The sequence below is a fragment of the Flavobacterium bizetiae genome (genome assembly GCF_902804475.1).
Lineage (GTDB): Bacteria > Bacteroidota > Bacteroidia > Flavobacteriales > Flavobacteriaceae > Flavobacterium > Flavobacterium bizetiae.
The window spans coordinates 47,959-62,775 of record NZ_CADCSU010000040.1 but is presented as its reverse complement, the minus strand read 5'-3'; the positions used below and the strand labels follow the sequence as shown (position 1 = coordinate 62,775).

The window sequence follows — 14,817 nt, the reverse complement described above, 5'->3', positions numbered from 1 at the left end:
GAAAGCCTGGTTTTCAAAGGGTATATTTGTTATGATTTCTCCAAAATCGTTATTGTCTATTTTTCTCTTGCTCTTTCAGAGCAATTGCTACTTTGTAATTTAAGTCGTAGTGCGCTGCACTACGCTTTTGTTTATGGGGCCTTCAGCCCATTTTTAAAAGCTTTTAATTATGAATGCAAATTACATGATATTGGGTTTCGGGTACATATGGATTGAAATAATTGCATTTTGAATAGTTAATAATCTCCGAGAACATCTTCTTTTTTGAGTTTAGAAATATCCAAAATTTGTTCAGATAATTGTACAAAATTATCTAACCCTCTTTCTTTTGTTTGAGAAGTGGGAGACCAAAAAGTATAGCTTTTATTTTTTCCTTTTGAGCCGTATTCAATTTTCCACGTACTTCCGTCATTACCTATTTTATGAGCCTTATCTATGTTTATATGGTCAAGTAATTTAATTTTTTGGATAATTTTTTCGAAAGTTAAATTGTCAATTTTTATTATTTTATCAATTTTACTGTATTCCCATTTTGGGCTGTCAAATAAAGGTCTGCTTTGAATAAACACATTACTGCTGTCTTTATTATTTCTTGCAATGTTAATTGTTACTGTGTTGTAAGGAATTCGAAGTCCGCTGATATACGAGAACTCAATATCTTCTATACTTTCGGTATGATCCTCTCTTTTTTGACAGCTTGATAAACAAAGTATTAATAATGGGATTAGAAAATTTATTTTATTCATAAGTATTTGTTAGAGAAAATGTCAAGCTAAAATAATCTTTTTGTTCTAAAATATATCACCACCGGAATAATGAGATTAATTATAAAAAAGGAATCAATAAAAGATTCAGGAACAATTATTTCGAAAAAAGTTGTTGTAATAAGCAAAATTGAAAAGAAAATATTAAACCAACCAGTGAGAACTAATGTAAAAACTTTTGATTGGTTGGATTTCCAGATTTTTAAAAATGAAAGTACTATTGCTAACAAACCTAATCCGGCACTAATCCAGCAACTCGATATAAAAATTAAAAGAGTTCCAACACTGACAAATAATCCTGATTCAAAGAAATAGATGAAGAATGTAATAACTGCCCAGGTATTGGTTATTAAAAGAGATAGTAATAAACTTTTGTATATGGTTTCTTTCATGCTGTTGTGGTTTAATTGGTTAGTTGAAATTTTGAATGTGTAAAACAAAATCTTTGCCAAATGCTGTTTTGATGCTTTTTGCGTTAGGGATAGCAGCGAAAAGCCCACAGCCTGACGAAGGAAGTGCGAGGACTTGCAGTGAATAGCCCGACCGGAGGGAACGCCCAAAAAATTATTCGCATTGTTATTATTATTTCGCCGAAATTTGCAGGACAATCTCAAAACAAAAACAAAATGGAGGAATTTGGTAGAATAATAGTTTCTGAAACGGCAATGAATAGTGAAAATCTTCAGGATGTGATTCACTCTAATATTTCGGTGATTAATTTAATGCGTGAGGAAGGTGTCGATGACGAATTTATTCATGAAGATGCTTTGATGAGTTATTATCTTGATTATTACTATTCGCAATATGCCGAAGGTAATTTTGGTCAGTTTGTGTATAAATCGGGTTGGAATAAGGAACTGAACGAACTTATTGAAGAAGGTTTGGCTTTGATTGGTGCCGAAAAACATCTTGAATTGTTTCAGCAACAAAGTAAAAAGGTGAAATTAATGAGCAGCGTAAAGCTGAATAAATTTGTAAGCGGAAAACTGGAAGGTGTAAACCCGACTCGTGATTTGCTAAACAATGATACTTTTTTTGAATTGGAAGAAAATCTAGTGAAGCTAAATGCTAATTTCCTGAAAAATCATCCTGATTTCGAAGTGCTTTCGGTAGATGATATGTTTGCTGCTTTGGAGGAATATGTGGGGCATGAGATAAAGAGGGCTTAATTTTTTATGTGTTTAACTGCAGAGATTTTTTAACCGCAAAGAGCACTAAGGTTTTTGATTGAATGTCTCGAAATTTTCGCGCAAAGACGCAGAGGTGCGAAGTTTTATTTTCTTTGCGACTCTGCGTTTTTGCGCGATTAATAAATTCTAGTGGATTATTTTGTTCACCCAGATTTAAGCCGATTTTAAAAAATCATTTTAATCATTCTAATATGTGGCTAAAAAAATGGCTTCGACTTCGCTCAGCCTGACAATTTGAAGACGAACTCTGCTCCAGATGGCTTCGGGATTACGCGATTAATTTCAAATTTTTTTAAAGAAAACTTAGGGAATCTTTGTGAAGTGTTGGTATTTGTTTGTGAAATAACTTTATTAATTTAGCTCTTAGTGATTTAGCGATTATAAAAGCCCAAAAATGAGATATAAATACTGCCAGATATTGCTTTTTCTTTTTCTTCAGATGGGATATTCTCAGAATAAAATAAACCTTTTTTCGGAAATTAATTATAGTTCGATTCCCGCGGTTGCATTAGACGATTATAAGTCGGTTCAGGAACGGGATACGAAGTTTCAGAATCCTAATATTGCGTTGGGAATTGGGATTTCGGGCGGAGGTTCGAGAGCGCAATTTTTTAGTATGGGCGTGCTTTTGGGTTTAGAAGAAATTCATGAAGACAATTCGCAGCGTAATTTTTTGAACGAAATCGACTATTTCTCAACGGTTTCCGGAGGTTGCTTCTCGGCAGGCTATTATTTAACAATTCTTAAAAATAAATTGTTTTATGATAATTGCTCTTTCAACGAATTCTACTTTTCTAAAGCCGATGCTTATAAGGATTATGTCGATAAATCGGCTAATATTCTCTCTCTTTTAAACAATAGCCGAAACGAAAAAGGCGATAAAATATCGATGACGCAGCGAATAGATTCGGATATTTTGCAATACGACGCGCTAAATCCCGATAACACAAATAAGTTTGGAACTCAAATGTTGTTGTCGGATTTTTTTGTTCCAAAAAATAGCACCGCAACTCCGTCTTTGCCCATGTTTGTGGCGAACGGAACGGCTTTTAATAATGGCGAACGGATTCCGTTTATGCCGCATATTATTAGAGGTCTTAATCTCAATTCGTCTTTGGCGCCCAATAAAGCTTCGATTGCCTTAAACGAAAATGAGGTTAACGATGGTTATAATTTTCCGCTTACGTATGCTATAACGGCAAGTTCGGCTTTTCCGGGCGTTTTGCCTAAAGTGAAATTTGGCGTGAAAAATCAAGAGAAGATATTGTGTATTGTCGATGGCGGCGCTTCGGACAATATGGGCTATAAAACTTTGGTCGAATTACTTCATAACGACACAAAGGTGAATGATAAAAACAAGAAGGCGCTTTTTATTGATTGCCTGGGACAAGGAAAGAAAACGCCCTACATAAACGATGCGAAAATAAGATTGATTTCGTTGTTCGAAACGGCTTCTTTATATACGGTTCAAACAAGATATATGACTTTTGATAAAGATATAGAAAACACGTTTGAACGTTATAAAATTCCGGTTTCGAATTATCAGATTATTGGTTTTACCACCATTCGGGATTATTTAATCAAGATGAACAAGGACGAGAATTACGAAGAATTGGTAACCGAATTGAAAAACACGAACGACGAATCGAGTAGTTGGGTAAAGTTGTATGGTAGTTTTAAACTGGATCTAATCTCGAAGTTTGGTGAAGATTCGTTTACAAAAGATAAAGATGGCGAAGTTATCGTGGCAACATTAAATAAAGAAAAGTTCAAAGATTTGTCGCCACGACAGGTTTTAATGTTATACGAATATGCCTCGCACGTTGAAACCAAACTAAGAATTACGCCCGAAGAAAGAGAAGTTCTATTGCTTTCCGGACGTTTCGCGGCGTATTTAAAAACCAATGAATTGAAAGAATTATTGGTTGAACATAAGTAATTTTACACGAAATTTGAATTCGTATTTAATCCTTATCACTTTGACCCGACCAATTTTTAGTTATAAAAAGATATTTTTTGCTTTATTGTTTTTGCCTGTTTTGTTATGCGCTCAGGAAAAAAACGATGAAAAGAAGGAAGATGTTTCCCGCTATTTTTATAATGATCATACAGTTTCTGTAGAAATTTGGTACGGACCAGATCAAAAACCGGACAGTACTAAAACTTTTTATCCTAACGGAAAACTCAATGAGATTTTTTATTATGATAAAGGTTTAAAAAATGGCGATTCTTATCAGTACAATAAGCAAGGTGAAAAATTGGTTACATTGAATTATTCGCACGGAAAATTAGTAAGCAGAACCGATCATAAATTGCCGTTTGGTAAAGACAGGGAAGAATCGGTTAAAAAAGCACTTCAATTATTGACGGATATTAATAAAAGAACCAATTACAATCCGGTTAAAGTGAATGATTTGTACAATCGCGGGGTTTTAAGTATTAGTTTAGGAAATACCACCTTAGCACTTGAAGATTTAAAAAAAGTAGAATATTCTATAGATAAAGATCCTAAAAACAAAGCGCTTTCAGATTCTTTGGCAGAAAAGAAAGATGTATTCAGAGGCAAACTTTACGACAGATTGGCGAGTATCTATGCCTCGCTCGATATGGATAGTTTTGCTTTTAATTATTATTTTAAAGCCATAAAAAATGCTCCTGAGGATTTGCATATTTTATACAATTTTGCGACTCTTTTGCAAGATCGAAAAGCGTATGATTTGGCAAGTTATTATTTAGAAAAAATTGTAACCCAAAAACCTGAAATGGCCGATGCGAGATGGGCGCTTGCAGAATTTTATAGTGATACCGGCGAATATCAAAAAGCAATGGATAATATTACAATTGCTTTTAAAAACGAAAAAGCCATTACAGAACGTAATGCATTTTATGGAGGGAGAAATCTAAAAACGACCCGAGGTTTACTTTATCATAAATTAGGAGAGTCAGATAAAGGAATTACAGATTTGAAAGACGCATTGAAAGTGGATAAAAACAATTCGTATGCGATGAAAAATCTCGGAATCATTTATCTCGATCAGCACAAGTACAAAAAAGCGTGTGAATTGTTCCGTAGCGCTAACGAACTGAAATATTCTCTAGTTTATGATGAAACAGATTTGCCATCGTTGATAGAAAGTGCTTGTAATAATACTAAGCCTCAAATTCCAGATATTAAAAAGCCTGTAATTTCTCCAAATCCTGTTTCTACAATTGTTTCAGTTGAGAACTTTGATCTTAATTTTGATTATGAGGTTTTTAGTTTCGAATCGGTTTCGGTTTTAAAAGGAAAAAGCACCGATGGAAAAATCGATGTTTCGACATTAGCATCTGGTTTTTATGTACTAAAAGTTGTTGGAGGAAATTCAACAGAAATTTTTAGAGTGATAAAAGAATAGAAGCGACAGATAAATAAGATATAGCTCCAGAGGAGCGAAATATTTATAGAAAATTGTATTGGTTTTGTGTTCAATCTACAGATAGTCAATATATTAATGCGTAAAGAATTTCACCCCGCTGGGGTTTAATTCTATTCTGAAATATCTTTGCCAAATCTCCTTGGATCTCTGTGGAATATCACTATTCCGGAACCACTTGTTCAACTAATTCTAATCTTTTTACAATAGAATTTTTAACCAATATAGTTCCTGGCGACAATACGGCATTGGCTCCAATTCTGGAATTATCCCCAACCAAAGAACCAAATTTATCTGAATTTGTTTCGATAATCTTGTTATCATAAAGCACGGATATTTTTTTATTCGCTCTTTCGTTGTAATGATTTGCGGCAATCGAACCTGCTTCAAAATTGATGTTTCTGCCAATGATGCTGTTTCCGATATAATTAAAATGGGCAATCGCTGTGCCTGAACAAATAATGCTGTTTTTTATTTCGCAACCCGGACCAATTTTTACCGATTGATCTAAATAAACGCCTTCTCTAAAATAAGCATTTGCCCCAATGTAGCAGTTCTCGCCAATAATTGCCGGTTTTTTTATCGTAACATTATTTTCGATCGTGGCCGATTTATGAATGGCGATATTGTCCTGAATGATGTAATCATCACCCAGATTGAGGATCATTTTTTCGATTGTGTTTTTAAGGTCATTCGTAATATTCCATGGTTCTGAAGTAGAAAGATCGCTGAAAGTCTTAGAGAAATCTTCGATAAAATGGTCGATAAGCATAAGGATAATTTTTAATGGCAATTTACTGATTTTTTATTTTCGAAGATGTGAAGTTTCATGAAGAAATATTTAAAATCTCTGTGTATTCTTCGTGTATCTCTTCGTAATAACCCGCGAAATAACTTTAGAATCAACTTTGTCGTGATCTTATAAAACATTTCCTTAAATTTGCTTCCATTATAAAAAAAATACAATAGTTATAAAAATCAAGCTATGTTACAAATCGCATTTATTAGAGAAAATCAAGAGAAAGTAATCAAGGCTTTAGCAAAACGAAATATCGATGCTAAAAGCGTTGTTGAAGAAGTCGTGCAATTAGACGAAAACCGTCGTGCTACACAAGTAGAATTAGACAACACTTTATCTGAATCTAATAAATTGTCCAAAGATATTGGAGAATTAATGAAAGCGGGAGAGAAGTCTAAAGCGGCAATCTTAAAAGAAAAAACGGTTTCATTAAAAGAAAAAAGTAAAGAACTAGGTGAAAAAGCAGATGCTTTGGCAGCCGAATTGACTGATAAATTATATACATTACCAAATCTTCCGGCTGATATTGTTCCTGAAGGAAAAACTCCGGACGACAATTTGAATGTTTTTGAAGAAGGTGATATTCCGGTTCTTCACGAAGGTGCACAACCTCACTGGGAATTGGTAAAAAAATATGATATCATCGATTTTGAATTGGGTGTGAAAATTGCTGGTGCAGGATTTCCGGTTTATAAAGGAAAAGGGGCTCGTTTGCAACGTGCTTTGATCAATTACTTTTTAGATAAAAATACTGCTGCAGGATATAACGAAGTTCAGGTGCCGCATTTGGTAAACGAAGCTTCAGGTTACGGAACAGGACAATTACCGGACAAAGAAGGACAAATGTATCATTCAACAATTGATGATTTATATTTGATTCCAACGGCTGAGGTTCCTGTTACGAATTTATTTCGCGATGTTCTTTTAACTGAAGCTGAATTACCGGTTTTATATACGGCATATACGCCATGTTTCCGTCGTGAAGCAGGTTCTTACGGAGCACACGTACGCGGATTAAACCGTTTGCACCAATTTGATAAAGTAGAAATCGTGCGTGTTGAACATCCTGATAAGTCTTATGAAGCACTTGACGGAATGGTAGAACACGTAAAAGATATTTTGAAAGAACTGAAATTGCCTTACCGCGTTTTACGTTTATGTGGTGGCGATATGGGTTTCACATCGGCTTTGACGTATGATTTTGAAGTGTTTTCTACAGCGCAGGATCGTTGGTTAGAGATTAGTTCAGTTTCTAACTTCGAAACTTTTCAGGCAAATCGTTTGAAATTGCGTTTCAAAGACAAAGACGGAAAAAACCAATTGGCACACACGCTTAACGGAAGTTCATTGGCTTTGCCAAGAGTTTTGGCAGGAATATTAGAAAATTACCAAACTCCGGAAGGAATTGTAATTCCGGAAGTTTTACGTCCGTACTGCGGATTTGATATTATAAATTAAAATAACTTTTATAGTTCTTATAGTCAACCTAACAGGTTTTTAAAATCTGTTAGGTTTCTTAATTTTAGCTAGGAACTTGAACAAAAAAATAAAGCAAGATGAACGGAATTTTAAATTGGAATGTAGATCCGGTTATTTTCATGATAACAGATAGTTTTCCTTTAAAATATTATGGAGCTCTTTTTGCTTGCGGGCTTTTACTGGGGTATTATATCGTAAGAAGTATTTACAAAAAAGAACATCTTTCGCTGGATAATCTCGATAGTTTACTGGTTTATGTAATTGTTGGGACCATTTTAGGCGCAAGATTAGGACATTGTTTTTTTTATGAACCAGCTTATTTTTTGCAACACCCAATAGAGATTCTTTTGCCTATTCAGAAAGTAGCGGGAGTTTACAAATTTGTAGGTTATCAGGGATTGGCAAGTCACGGAGGATCAATTGGGGTTTTGATCGCAATGATCTTATACTGTAGAAAATACAAAGTTAAATTTTTATGGATTTTAGATAAAATGGCCATTGGAGTTCCGGTTACAGGAGCTTTTATCAGATTTGGAAATTTTATGAATTCTGAAATCTACGGAAAACCAACAAACGGAAATTGGGGTGTTGTTTTCGAAAGAGACGATATGATCCCAAGGCATCCAACGCAATTGTATGAGGCATTTGCGTATTTATTGATTTTCGGAATTGTTCTTTATCTTTATAAATCAAAGAATATTAGAAAATCAGATGGATTAATTTTTGGATATTTCCTAACTTTAATGTTTGTAGCCCGATTTATAATCGAATTTTTTAAAGAAAATCAGGAAAGCTTCGAGAATAATATGATCATTAATATGGGACAAATACTTAGTATTCCGTTTATATTAATTGGCGTAGCTTTGATAATCTGGAAATCTAAGAAAGTATAGTTTACAGTCGCAGTTTTTAGTCGCAGTTTTCAGTCGCAGTGACAGTTTACAGTGAATTACGATGATTACTGAGGCTGATCCCGATAGTTATTGGGAGAGACTGAATACTGAAAACCGGGACTGAAAACTGAGACTGAAAACTGAATACTGAAAAAAGACTGAAATATGAAAAACATCTTTATTTATATCGTTTTATTATGGTCTGGTTTTGCATTTGCACAAAATGAGCAATTGGCGCAATATTACTACGATAAAGGTGATTTCGAGAAAGCTAAAATCAGTTACGAAGAGCTTTTAAAAGCTTCACCATCTAATACTCAGTATTTTTTAAGAACGGTAGATTGTTATCAGCAATTGCAGCAATTTGATCTGGCACAAAAAATCATTCAGGAACGTTATAACCGATACAAACAAGGTGTTTTCTTAGTAGAATTGGGCTATAACTTTCAATTACAGAAAAACGAGTCTAAAGCCAAAGATTACTACGAGCAGGCCATCGAAAAAATCAAAACAAGTCCGAATGATGTTTACGGAATTGCGAATTCTTTCGAGAAAAAAGTATTGCTCGAATATGCCTTAAAATCGTATCAGGCCGCAATGCAGATTCAGCCCAATTACAATTTCAATTTCCAGATAGGGATGTTGTATGGGCAATTAGGTAAAACAGATCAGATGATCGAACTTCTGTTGACAGAATCGTATAAAAATCCGCAAAATGCCAATTTAATTCAAACGCAATTATCGCGTTTCATGAACGGTGAAACGGATAATACGGCTTTTAAAGATGCCATGCGAAAAGCTTTAATCTTAAGAACTCAAAAAGATCAGGACGTTTTCTGGAATCATTACCTAAGTTGGTTTTATGTACAGCAAAAAGAATTTGGAAAAGCCTTTATTCAGGAAAAAGCCATTTACAAACGCGAACCGGAATCACTTTCGAGTATTGTCAATTTAAGTCAGTTTGCCTTAAATGAAGATGATACTGAAACGGCTGAGGAAATCCTGAATTTTATATTGCTTAATACTAAAGATTTAGATTTATTAGTACAGACGAATTCGTATTTAATGCAAATTAAAATCGACAGAGCACAGGAAAAAGATTATCCAATTATTAGTGCAGAGTTACAACAATTGCTTACAACCTATGAAATAACTCCTTTTACCTTATCTTTGCAAATTATTCAGGCGCATTTCCTGGCTTTTAATCTTAAAAAGACTGAAGAAGCTAAGACAATTATAAAAAAAGCGTTAGAATTAAATTTGAACGATTATCAAAAAGCAGATGCAAAGATGGAGTTGGCAGACATCTTGCTTTTAGAAGAAAAGTTCAATCAGGCGTTGATTTATTATTCGCAAATTCAATTGGATTTAAAGAATGATGTTATGGCGCACGAAGCAAGTTTAAAAGCAGCGAAAACGAGTTATTACAAAGGCGATTTCGAATGGGCTTTAAAACAGTTTAAAGAGTTGAAAGCGGCCAATACACAATTGATCGCCAATGATGCTCTTGAATATTTTTTGTTGATCAATGATAATACGGTTGCTGATTCGACACAAACGGCATTGAAGCAATTTGCAAAAGGCGACTTTTTGATTTATCAGAATAAGAAACCGGAAGCAATTGCCCAGTTTCAAAGTATTCTAAAGACCTTTAAAGGGCAGGAAATAGAAGCTGTAACATTGTTGCGTTTAGGTAAAATATATGAAAGTCAAAAAGATTTTAATTCGGCTTTAAGCCAATATCAACAGATCATTGACAATCATGGCGACGGAATTTATGTAGATGAAGCGCTGTTTTTTTCGGCAGAAATTTACAACGACGAGTTGAAAGATACAGAAAAGGCAAAACCTTTATATGAAAAGGTAATTTTTAACCATCAGGATAGTATTTACTTTGTTGATGCAAGAAAAAAATACCGCGAGTTAAGAGGAGATAAAAATTTGTAGTTTGGTTTAACTGGTTATTTGTTTAACCGTTTAACCGAATTAACAAATAAACAAAGAATTAATAATACGATGATTTGCTTTTAAGAGTCTGGTAAATAAAACTCAGAACCTTAGAATCTCAGCATCTCAGAACCTTAGAAAAAAATGATTATTTACAACGTTACTACCAATATACACGAAAGCGTTAAAGACCAATGGCTAAAGTGGATGCAGGAAAAACACATACCGGAAATTCTGGCAACGCAAAAATTTTCTTCGGCAAGAATCGTACGAGTTATGATTGAAGAAGAAATGGGAGGTATCACTTATTCCGTTCAGTATGTTACGGATAGCAAAGAAACTTTAGAAAGATATTATATCGAAGATGAACCAAAATTTCATCAGGAAGCTTTGGCATTATTTGCTGATAAATTGCTTTCTTTCAGAACAGAGTTAGAATTAATTTCAGATCATTAAAGAGACTTTTAGTCTGGAAATCTAAGAATCTAAAAAAAGAAATTATGGAAGTTCGATTTCAAACTAAAGAAGAAAGTAATAAGCAACAACAAGAAGATTTTTTGAAGTTGTCTAAAACGGAAAGATTTTATAGTTTTTTACGCTTAAGCGAAAGAATGAGCAGGTTTCCCGTGAAGAATAAAGTGGATAAAAACAAAGACAATTTTATAATTGTAATAAAAACAAAATAAGATGTCAAAATTGTGGGATCAGAATATTGATCAGTTTATAGCTTTAGCGAACAAATATAAAGTTCGGATGTTAATGGTTGGCGGAGGAGCTGTTAATTTTCATGGATATCAAAGACATTCAGCTGATGTTGATTTTTGGATAGAAACAACAGAGGGAAATTTTAAAAAGCTAGTGATGGTTTTTAATGAAATGGGGTATGAAATTGATGATTTTCCTGAAAATGTAAAGCAAGAACAACAAAATATATCAATCAAATTTTCTCCTGTAGATTTGGATTTAGAATTAATTACCAAGTTTTCAGTAAATAAAAGTTTTGATGAAGCTTATAGAGATAGTGAGGAAACCACAGTTAATGATAAAACATTTTTAAAGTGGAATGTTTTGTCTTTAGAAGATTTGATTACAAGTAAAATTAAAGCAAATAGAGCAAAAGATTTATTGGATGTTCAACAGCTTCGAGAAATAAATAAGAAATAGATTATTCGATATTTTGAAAATCTAACAATCTAAGAGGTCTAAGGATCTAAGAATCTAAAAAAATGGAAAAAGTAAAAGCTAAAAAACATTTAGGACAACATTTCCTGAAAGACGAAAGCATCGCAAAAGCAATTGCAGATACTTTAAGTTTAAAAGGATACGATGAGGTTTTAGAGATAGGACCGGGGATGGGTGTGTTGACTAAGTATTTGCTTGACAAACCAATTAACACGCACGTGATCGAGATCGATGGGGAATCTGTGGTGTATTTGGGTGAAAATTATCCAAAACTAAAAGATAAAATTATCTCTCAGGATTTCCTGAAATACAATATAAACGAGGTTTACGAAAATAAACAATTCGCTATTATTGGAAATTTCCCTTATAATATTTCGACGCAAATTGTTTTCAGGACTTTAGAATTCAAACATCAGATTCCGGAATTTTCGGGGATGTTTCAAAAAGAAGTTGCTGAAAGAATATGCGAGAAAAAAGGCTCAAAAGCATACGGAATTTTATCCGTACTGGCTCAGGCTTTCTATGATACAGAGTATCTGTTTACCGTAGATGAAAACGTCTTTATTCCTCCGCCCAAGGTCAAGTCGGGTGTGATGAAAATGACCCGAAAGGAAGATTATAGCCTTCCGTGCGGAGAAAGGTTGTTTTTTACAGTAGTAAAAACGGCTTTTCAGCAAAGACGAAAAACATTACGTAACAGTTTGAAAACATTAAATTTATCTGATGAATTGCGATTAGACATTATCTTTGATAAACGTCCTGAGCAGCTTAGCGTAGACGAATTTATTGTTCTGACTCAAAAAATAGAAGCCGATGGAGTTCAAAGTTAGCAAAGAATTAATCCACCAGTTAGAGGAACATATCGTTAGCAAAAACGACAAAGAACTTGAAGTTTTACTTAATGACCTGCACCACGCTGATATCGCCGAAATCCTGGATGAGCTGGATTTCGACGAGGCAACTTATATTTTTAAGGTTTTAGATAGTGATAAAACGGCAGAAATTCTTCTGGAACTAGAGGATGACTTGCGTGAAAATATCTTAAGCCGACTTTCGCCTAAAGAAATTGCAGAAGAGCTTGATGAGCTTGAAACCAATGACGCGGCGGATATTATTGGTGAACTTTCGCAAGAAATAAAAGCGGAGGTAATCTCAGAACTTAATGACGTTGAACACGCAAAAGACATTGTCGATTTGTTGCGTTACGACGAAAATTCTGCCGGTGGTTTGATGGGGAAAGAGTTGGTGAAAGTCAACGAAAACTGGAATGTATTAACTTGTGTGAAAGAAATGCGTATTCAGGCAGAAAACGTTTCCAGAGTACATTCTATTTATGTAGTTGATGATGAAAATCGCCTTAAAGGAAGATTGTCATTAAAAGATTTACTAACCACTTCGACCAAAACACAGATCTCTGATATTTATATTCGAAAATTAAACTTTGTAAACGTAGATACCGAAGATGTTGAGGTAGCACGTATCATGCAAAAATACGATTTAGAGGCCATTCCGGTGGTAGATGAATTAGGACGATTGGTAGGAAGAATTACCATCGATGATATCGTAGACGTAATCAAGGACGAAGCAGATAAGGATTACCAATTAGCAGCGGGTATTACGCAAGACGTAGAATCAAACGATAGTGTTCTTGAACTTACAAAAGCACGTTTGCCGTGGCTTTTAATAGGAATGGTAATCGAAATTGTAGCATCATTTGTTCTAAAAGGAAACGAGGCTACCTTTCAAAAATATTCAACCTTAATTATTTTCGTTCCGTTACTTTCTGCAACTGCAGGAAATATTGGAGTTCAGGCATCGGCAATTGTGGTGCAGGGTTTGGCAAACGGAACATTAAAAGAATTTAGCAGAGGTTATTTTAGTAAAGAGATAAGCGTTTCGATGATTTCAGGAACTATTATTTCATTGCTTTTATTGGCGTATCATTCTGTAATGTACCAACAATATTTAGTGGGAATCGCGATTTCTATTTCGATGATTGTAGTAATCTTATTTGCTGCGACATTAGGAACTTTGGTACCGCTGTTTTTACATAAAAATAAAATTGACCCCGCAATTGCAACTGGTCCGTTTATTACCACAACCAATGATGTATTTGGAATTATGCTCTACTTTGGAGTAGCCAAATTGATTCTTGGTTTCTAAGTTTTTGCAACAAATTAATAGAATGCAGTGATTTAAGATCTGTAAAATCTGTGTAATTTGTGGCTGAAAAATTCGCTATTAACCAGCCAATAAATAAGCAATGAAAGTACATATCATAGGAGGAGGAAATCTTGGGGTTTCTATAGCCTTGGGAATTGCTAAATTCTCAAAAAATAATCAGGTTACCGTTACCAGAAGAAATATCGCGAGTATTCAATATTTATCAGAATACGGAATCACGGTTTCATCAGATAATAAACATAATATTCAAGAGGCCGATGTCGTAATTTTAACCATAAAGCCTTATCAGGTTGATACTGTTTTTGCCGAAATTTTATCAGCAATTCCGGGAAAAACTATTGCTTCGGCAGTGAGTGGTTTATCTTTGGATGTGCTTCAGGAAAAAACAAACGGTACTTTTCCGGTAGTGCGTATTATGCCTAATATCGCAGCGCAGTTTGGCGAATCGGCAACCTGTATTTCTTTCCCTGAAAAGGACAGAGAAAAAGCATTGCCAATTGTTGACTTGTTTCAGGATTTGGGAACAGCACCTGTAATCGACGAAAAGTTAATGGATGCAGCAACAGTTCTTGGAGCATGCGGAACAGCTTATGCTTTAAGATATATTCGCGCTTCGATGCAAGCCGGAATCGAAATAGGTTTTGATTCTCAAACTGCATTAGCCATCGCAGCACAAACCGTAAAAGGAGCGGCTAAAATGTTGTTAGAGGAGAAAGTACATCCGGAACAATTAATCGATCGTGTAACGACGCCTCAGGGCTGTACAATCGTTGGTTTGAACGAAATGGAACACAATGGTTTCAGTTCATCTTTAATAAAAGGAATTAAAACTTCTTTGAAACAAATCAAAGGATAAAATTTAATAAATTACAATCCCGAAGCTTCGGGATAAAATTCCAAATTCCAACTTGTTGGGGTTTGGGATTTTTTGTTTAAAAGTGTTATTGATTTAGTTTGTAACTTCGA

15 protein-coding genes are annotated in these 14,817 nt (G+C 34.4%); 12 read left to right on the top strand and 3 right to left on the bottom strand.

Translation table 11 applies throughout. The features are described 5' to 3' along the window. Positions 1-236: 236 nt before the first annotated feature. Together FLACOL7796_RS03335 and FLACOL7796_RS24625 are read right to left on the bottom strand one after the other, a co-directional pair. Positions 237-746: a hypothetical protein gene (locus FLACOL7796_RS03335; RefSeq protein WP_173969415.1), complete on the bottom strand. Its 510-nt coding sequence runs from the start codon at positions 744-746 to the stop codon at positions 237-239. A 26-nt stretch (positions 747-772) separates the two neighbouring features. Next, positions 773-1,156 (bottom strand): hypothetical protein, encoded by a 384-nt coding sequence (locus tag FLACOL7796_RS24625; protein ID WP_232067277.1) that lies wholly within the window; start codon positions 1,154-1,156, stop codon positions 773-775. 234 nt (positions 1,157-1,390) lie between these two features. On the opposite strand from FLACOL7796_RS24625, the gene FLACOL7796_RS03325 reads away from it, so the two are divergent. From FLACOL7796_RS03325 to FLACOL7796_RS03315, 3 genes are all read left to right on the top strand, one after another. After that, positions 1,391-1,933: a DMP19 family protein gene (locus FLACOL7796_RS03325; protein ID WP_173969413.1), complete on the top strand. Its 543-nt coding sequence runs from the start codon at positions 1,391-1,393 to the stop codon at positions 1,931-1,933. A 415-nt stretch (positions 1,934-2,348) separates the two neighbouring features. After that, positions 2,349-3,893 carry a patatin-like phospholipase family protein gene (locus FLACOL7796_RS03320; RefSeq protein ID WP_173969412.1) on the top strand — a complete coding sequence of 515 codons (1,545 nt, stop codon included), beginning with the start codon at positions 2,349-2,351 and terminating at the stop codon, positions 3,891-3,893. Positions 3,894-3,933: 40 nt separating this feature from the next. Next, positions 3,934-5,349: a tetratricopeptide repeat protein gene (locus FLACOL7796_RS03315; RefSeq protein WP_173969411.1), complete on the top strand. Its 1,416-nt coding sequence runs from the start codon at positions 3,934-3,936 to the stop codon at positions 5,347-5,349. Positions 5,350-5,530: 181 nt separating this feature from the next. On the opposite strand, the gene FLACOL7796_RS03310 is transcribed toward FLACOL7796_RS03315, so the two are convergent. After that, complete coding sequence (locus tag FLACOL7796_RS03310; protein ID WP_173969410.1) at positions 5,531-6,139, bottom strand: DapH/DapD/GlmU-related protein; 609 nt, start codon at positions 6,137-6,139, stop codon at positions 5,531-5,533. Between the two features lie 213 nt (positions 6,140-6,352). Between FLACOL7796_RS03310 and serS the strand changes: the two genes are divergently transcribed. From serS to proC, 9 genes are all read left to right on the top strand, one after another. Then, complete coding sequence (gene serS, locus FLACOL7796_RS03305; RefSeq protein WP_173969409.1) at positions 6,353-7,624, top strand: serine--tRNA ligase; 1,272 nt, start codon at positions 6,353-6,355, stop codon at positions 7,622-7,624. Positions 7,625-7,722: 98 nt separating this feature from the next. Further along, positions 7,723-8,538, top strand: a complete 816-nt coding sequence (gene lgt, locus FLACOL7796_RS03300) for a prolipoprotein diacylglyceryl transferase (protein WP_173969408.1) — start codon at positions 7,723-7,725, stop codon at positions 8,536-8,538. Positions 8,539-8,703: 165 nt separating this feature from the next. Then, entirely contained in the window at positions 8,704-10,485 is a 1,782-nt protein-coding gene (locus FLACOL7796_RS03295; RefSeq protein ID WP_173969407.1) for a tetratricopeptide repeat protein, read from the top strand. 144 nt (positions 10,486-10,629) lie between these two features. Then, positions 10,630-10,941, top strand: coding sequence for a DUF4286 family protein (locus FLACOL7796_RS03290; protein ID WP_173969406.1), 312 nt, complete (start codon positions 10,630-10,632; stop codon positions 10,939-10,941). Positions 10,942-10,985: 44 nt separating this feature from the next. Beyond that, positions 10,986-11,171, top strand: a complete 186-nt coding sequence (locus FLACOL7796_RS03285) for a hypothetical protein (protein ID WP_173969405.1) — start codon at positions 10,986-10,988, stop codon at positions 11,169-11,171. A gap of 1 nt (position 11,172) precedes the next feature. Further along, a complete protein-coding gene (locus FLACOL7796_RS03280; protein WP_173969404.1) occupies positions 11,173-11,649 on the top strand; it encodes a nucleotidyl transferase AbiEii/AbiGii toxin family protein in 477 nt (158 codons plus the stop codon). A gap of 62 nt (positions 11,650-11,711) precedes the next feature. Then, a complete protein-coding gene (rsmA, locus tag FLACOL7796_RS03275; RefSeq protein WP_173969403.1) occupies positions 11,712-12,497 on the top strand; it encodes a 16S rRNA (adenine(1518)-N(6)/adenine(1519)-N(6))-dimethyltransferase RsmA in 786 nt (261 codons plus the stop codon). Further along, entirely contained in the window at positions 12,481-13,830 is a 1,350-nt protein-coding gene (mgtE, locus tag FLACOL7796_RS03270) for a magnesium transporter (protein WP_055094223.1), read from the top strand. Before rsmA ends, mgtE begins: the two co-directional genes overlap by 17 nt. Before the next feature lie 100 nt (positions 13,831-13,930). After that, positions 13,931-14,707, top strand: a complete 777-nt coding sequence (proC, locus tag FLACOL7796_RS03265) for a pyrroline-5-carboxylate reductase (RefSeq protein WP_173969402.1) — start codon at positions 13,931-13,933, stop codon at positions 14,705-14,707. Positions 14,708-14,817: the final 110 nt, after the last annotated feature.

Excerpts from the sequence above, each read along its gene's own strand:
- FLACOL7796_RS03310 (WP_173969410.1), bottom strand. The coding sequence starts at position 6,139 with ATGCTTATCGACCATTTTATCGAAGATTTCTCTAAGACTTTCAGCGAT.
- FLACOL7796_RS03280 (WP_173969404.1), top strand. The coding sequence starts at position 11,173 with ATGTCAAAATTGTGGGATCAGAATATTGATCAGTTTATAGCTTTAGCG.
- serS (WP_173969409.1), top strand. The coding sequence starts at position 6,353 with ATGTTACAAATCGCATTTATTAGAGAAAATCAAGAGAAAGTAATCAAG.
- FLACOL7796_RS24625 (WP_232067277.1), bottom strand. The coding sequence starts at position 1,156 with ATGAAAGAAACCATATACAAAAGTTTATTACTATCTCTTTTAATAACC.
- FLACOL7796_RS03320 (WP_173969412.1), top strand. The coding sequence starts at position 2,349 with ATGAGATATAAATACTGCCAGATATTGCTTTTTCTTTTTCTTCAGATG.
- FLACOL7796_RS03290 (WP_173969406.1), top strand. The coding sequence starts at position 10,630 with ATGATTATTTACAACGTTACTACCAATATACACGAAAGCGTTAAAGAC.
- rsmA (WP_173969403.1), top strand. The coding sequence starts at position 11,712 with ATGGAAAAAGTAAAAGCTAAAAAACATTTAGGACAACATTTCCTGAAA.
- FLACOL7796_RS03335 (WP_173969415.1), bottom strand. The coding sequence starts at position 746 with ATGAATAAAATAAATTTTCTAATCCCATTATTAATACTTTGTTTATCA.
- lgt (WP_173969408.1), top strand. The coding sequence starts at position 7,723 with ATGAACGGAATTTTAAATTGGAATGTAGATCCGGTTATTTTCATGATA.
- FLACOL7796_RS03325 (WP_173969413.1), top strand. The coding sequence starts at position 1,391 with ATGGAGGAATTTGGTAGAATAATAGTTTCTGAAACGGCAATGAATAGT.
- FLACOL7796_RS03285 (WP_173969405.1), top strand. The coding sequence starts at position 10,986 with ATGGAAGTTCGATTTCAAACTAAAGAAGAAAGTAATAAGCAACAACAA.
- mgtE (WP_055094223.1), top strand. The coding sequence starts at position 12,481 with ATGGAGTTCAAAGTTAGCAAAGAATTAATCCACCAGTTAGAGGAACAT.
- FLACOL7796_RS03295 (WP_173969407.1), top strand. The coding sequence starts at position 8,704 with ATGAAAAACATCTTTATTTATATCGTTTTATTATGGTCTGGTTTTGCA.
- proC (WP_173969402.1), top strand. The coding sequence starts at position 13,931 with ATGAAAGTACATATCATAGGAGGAGGAAATCTTGGGGTTTCTATAGCC.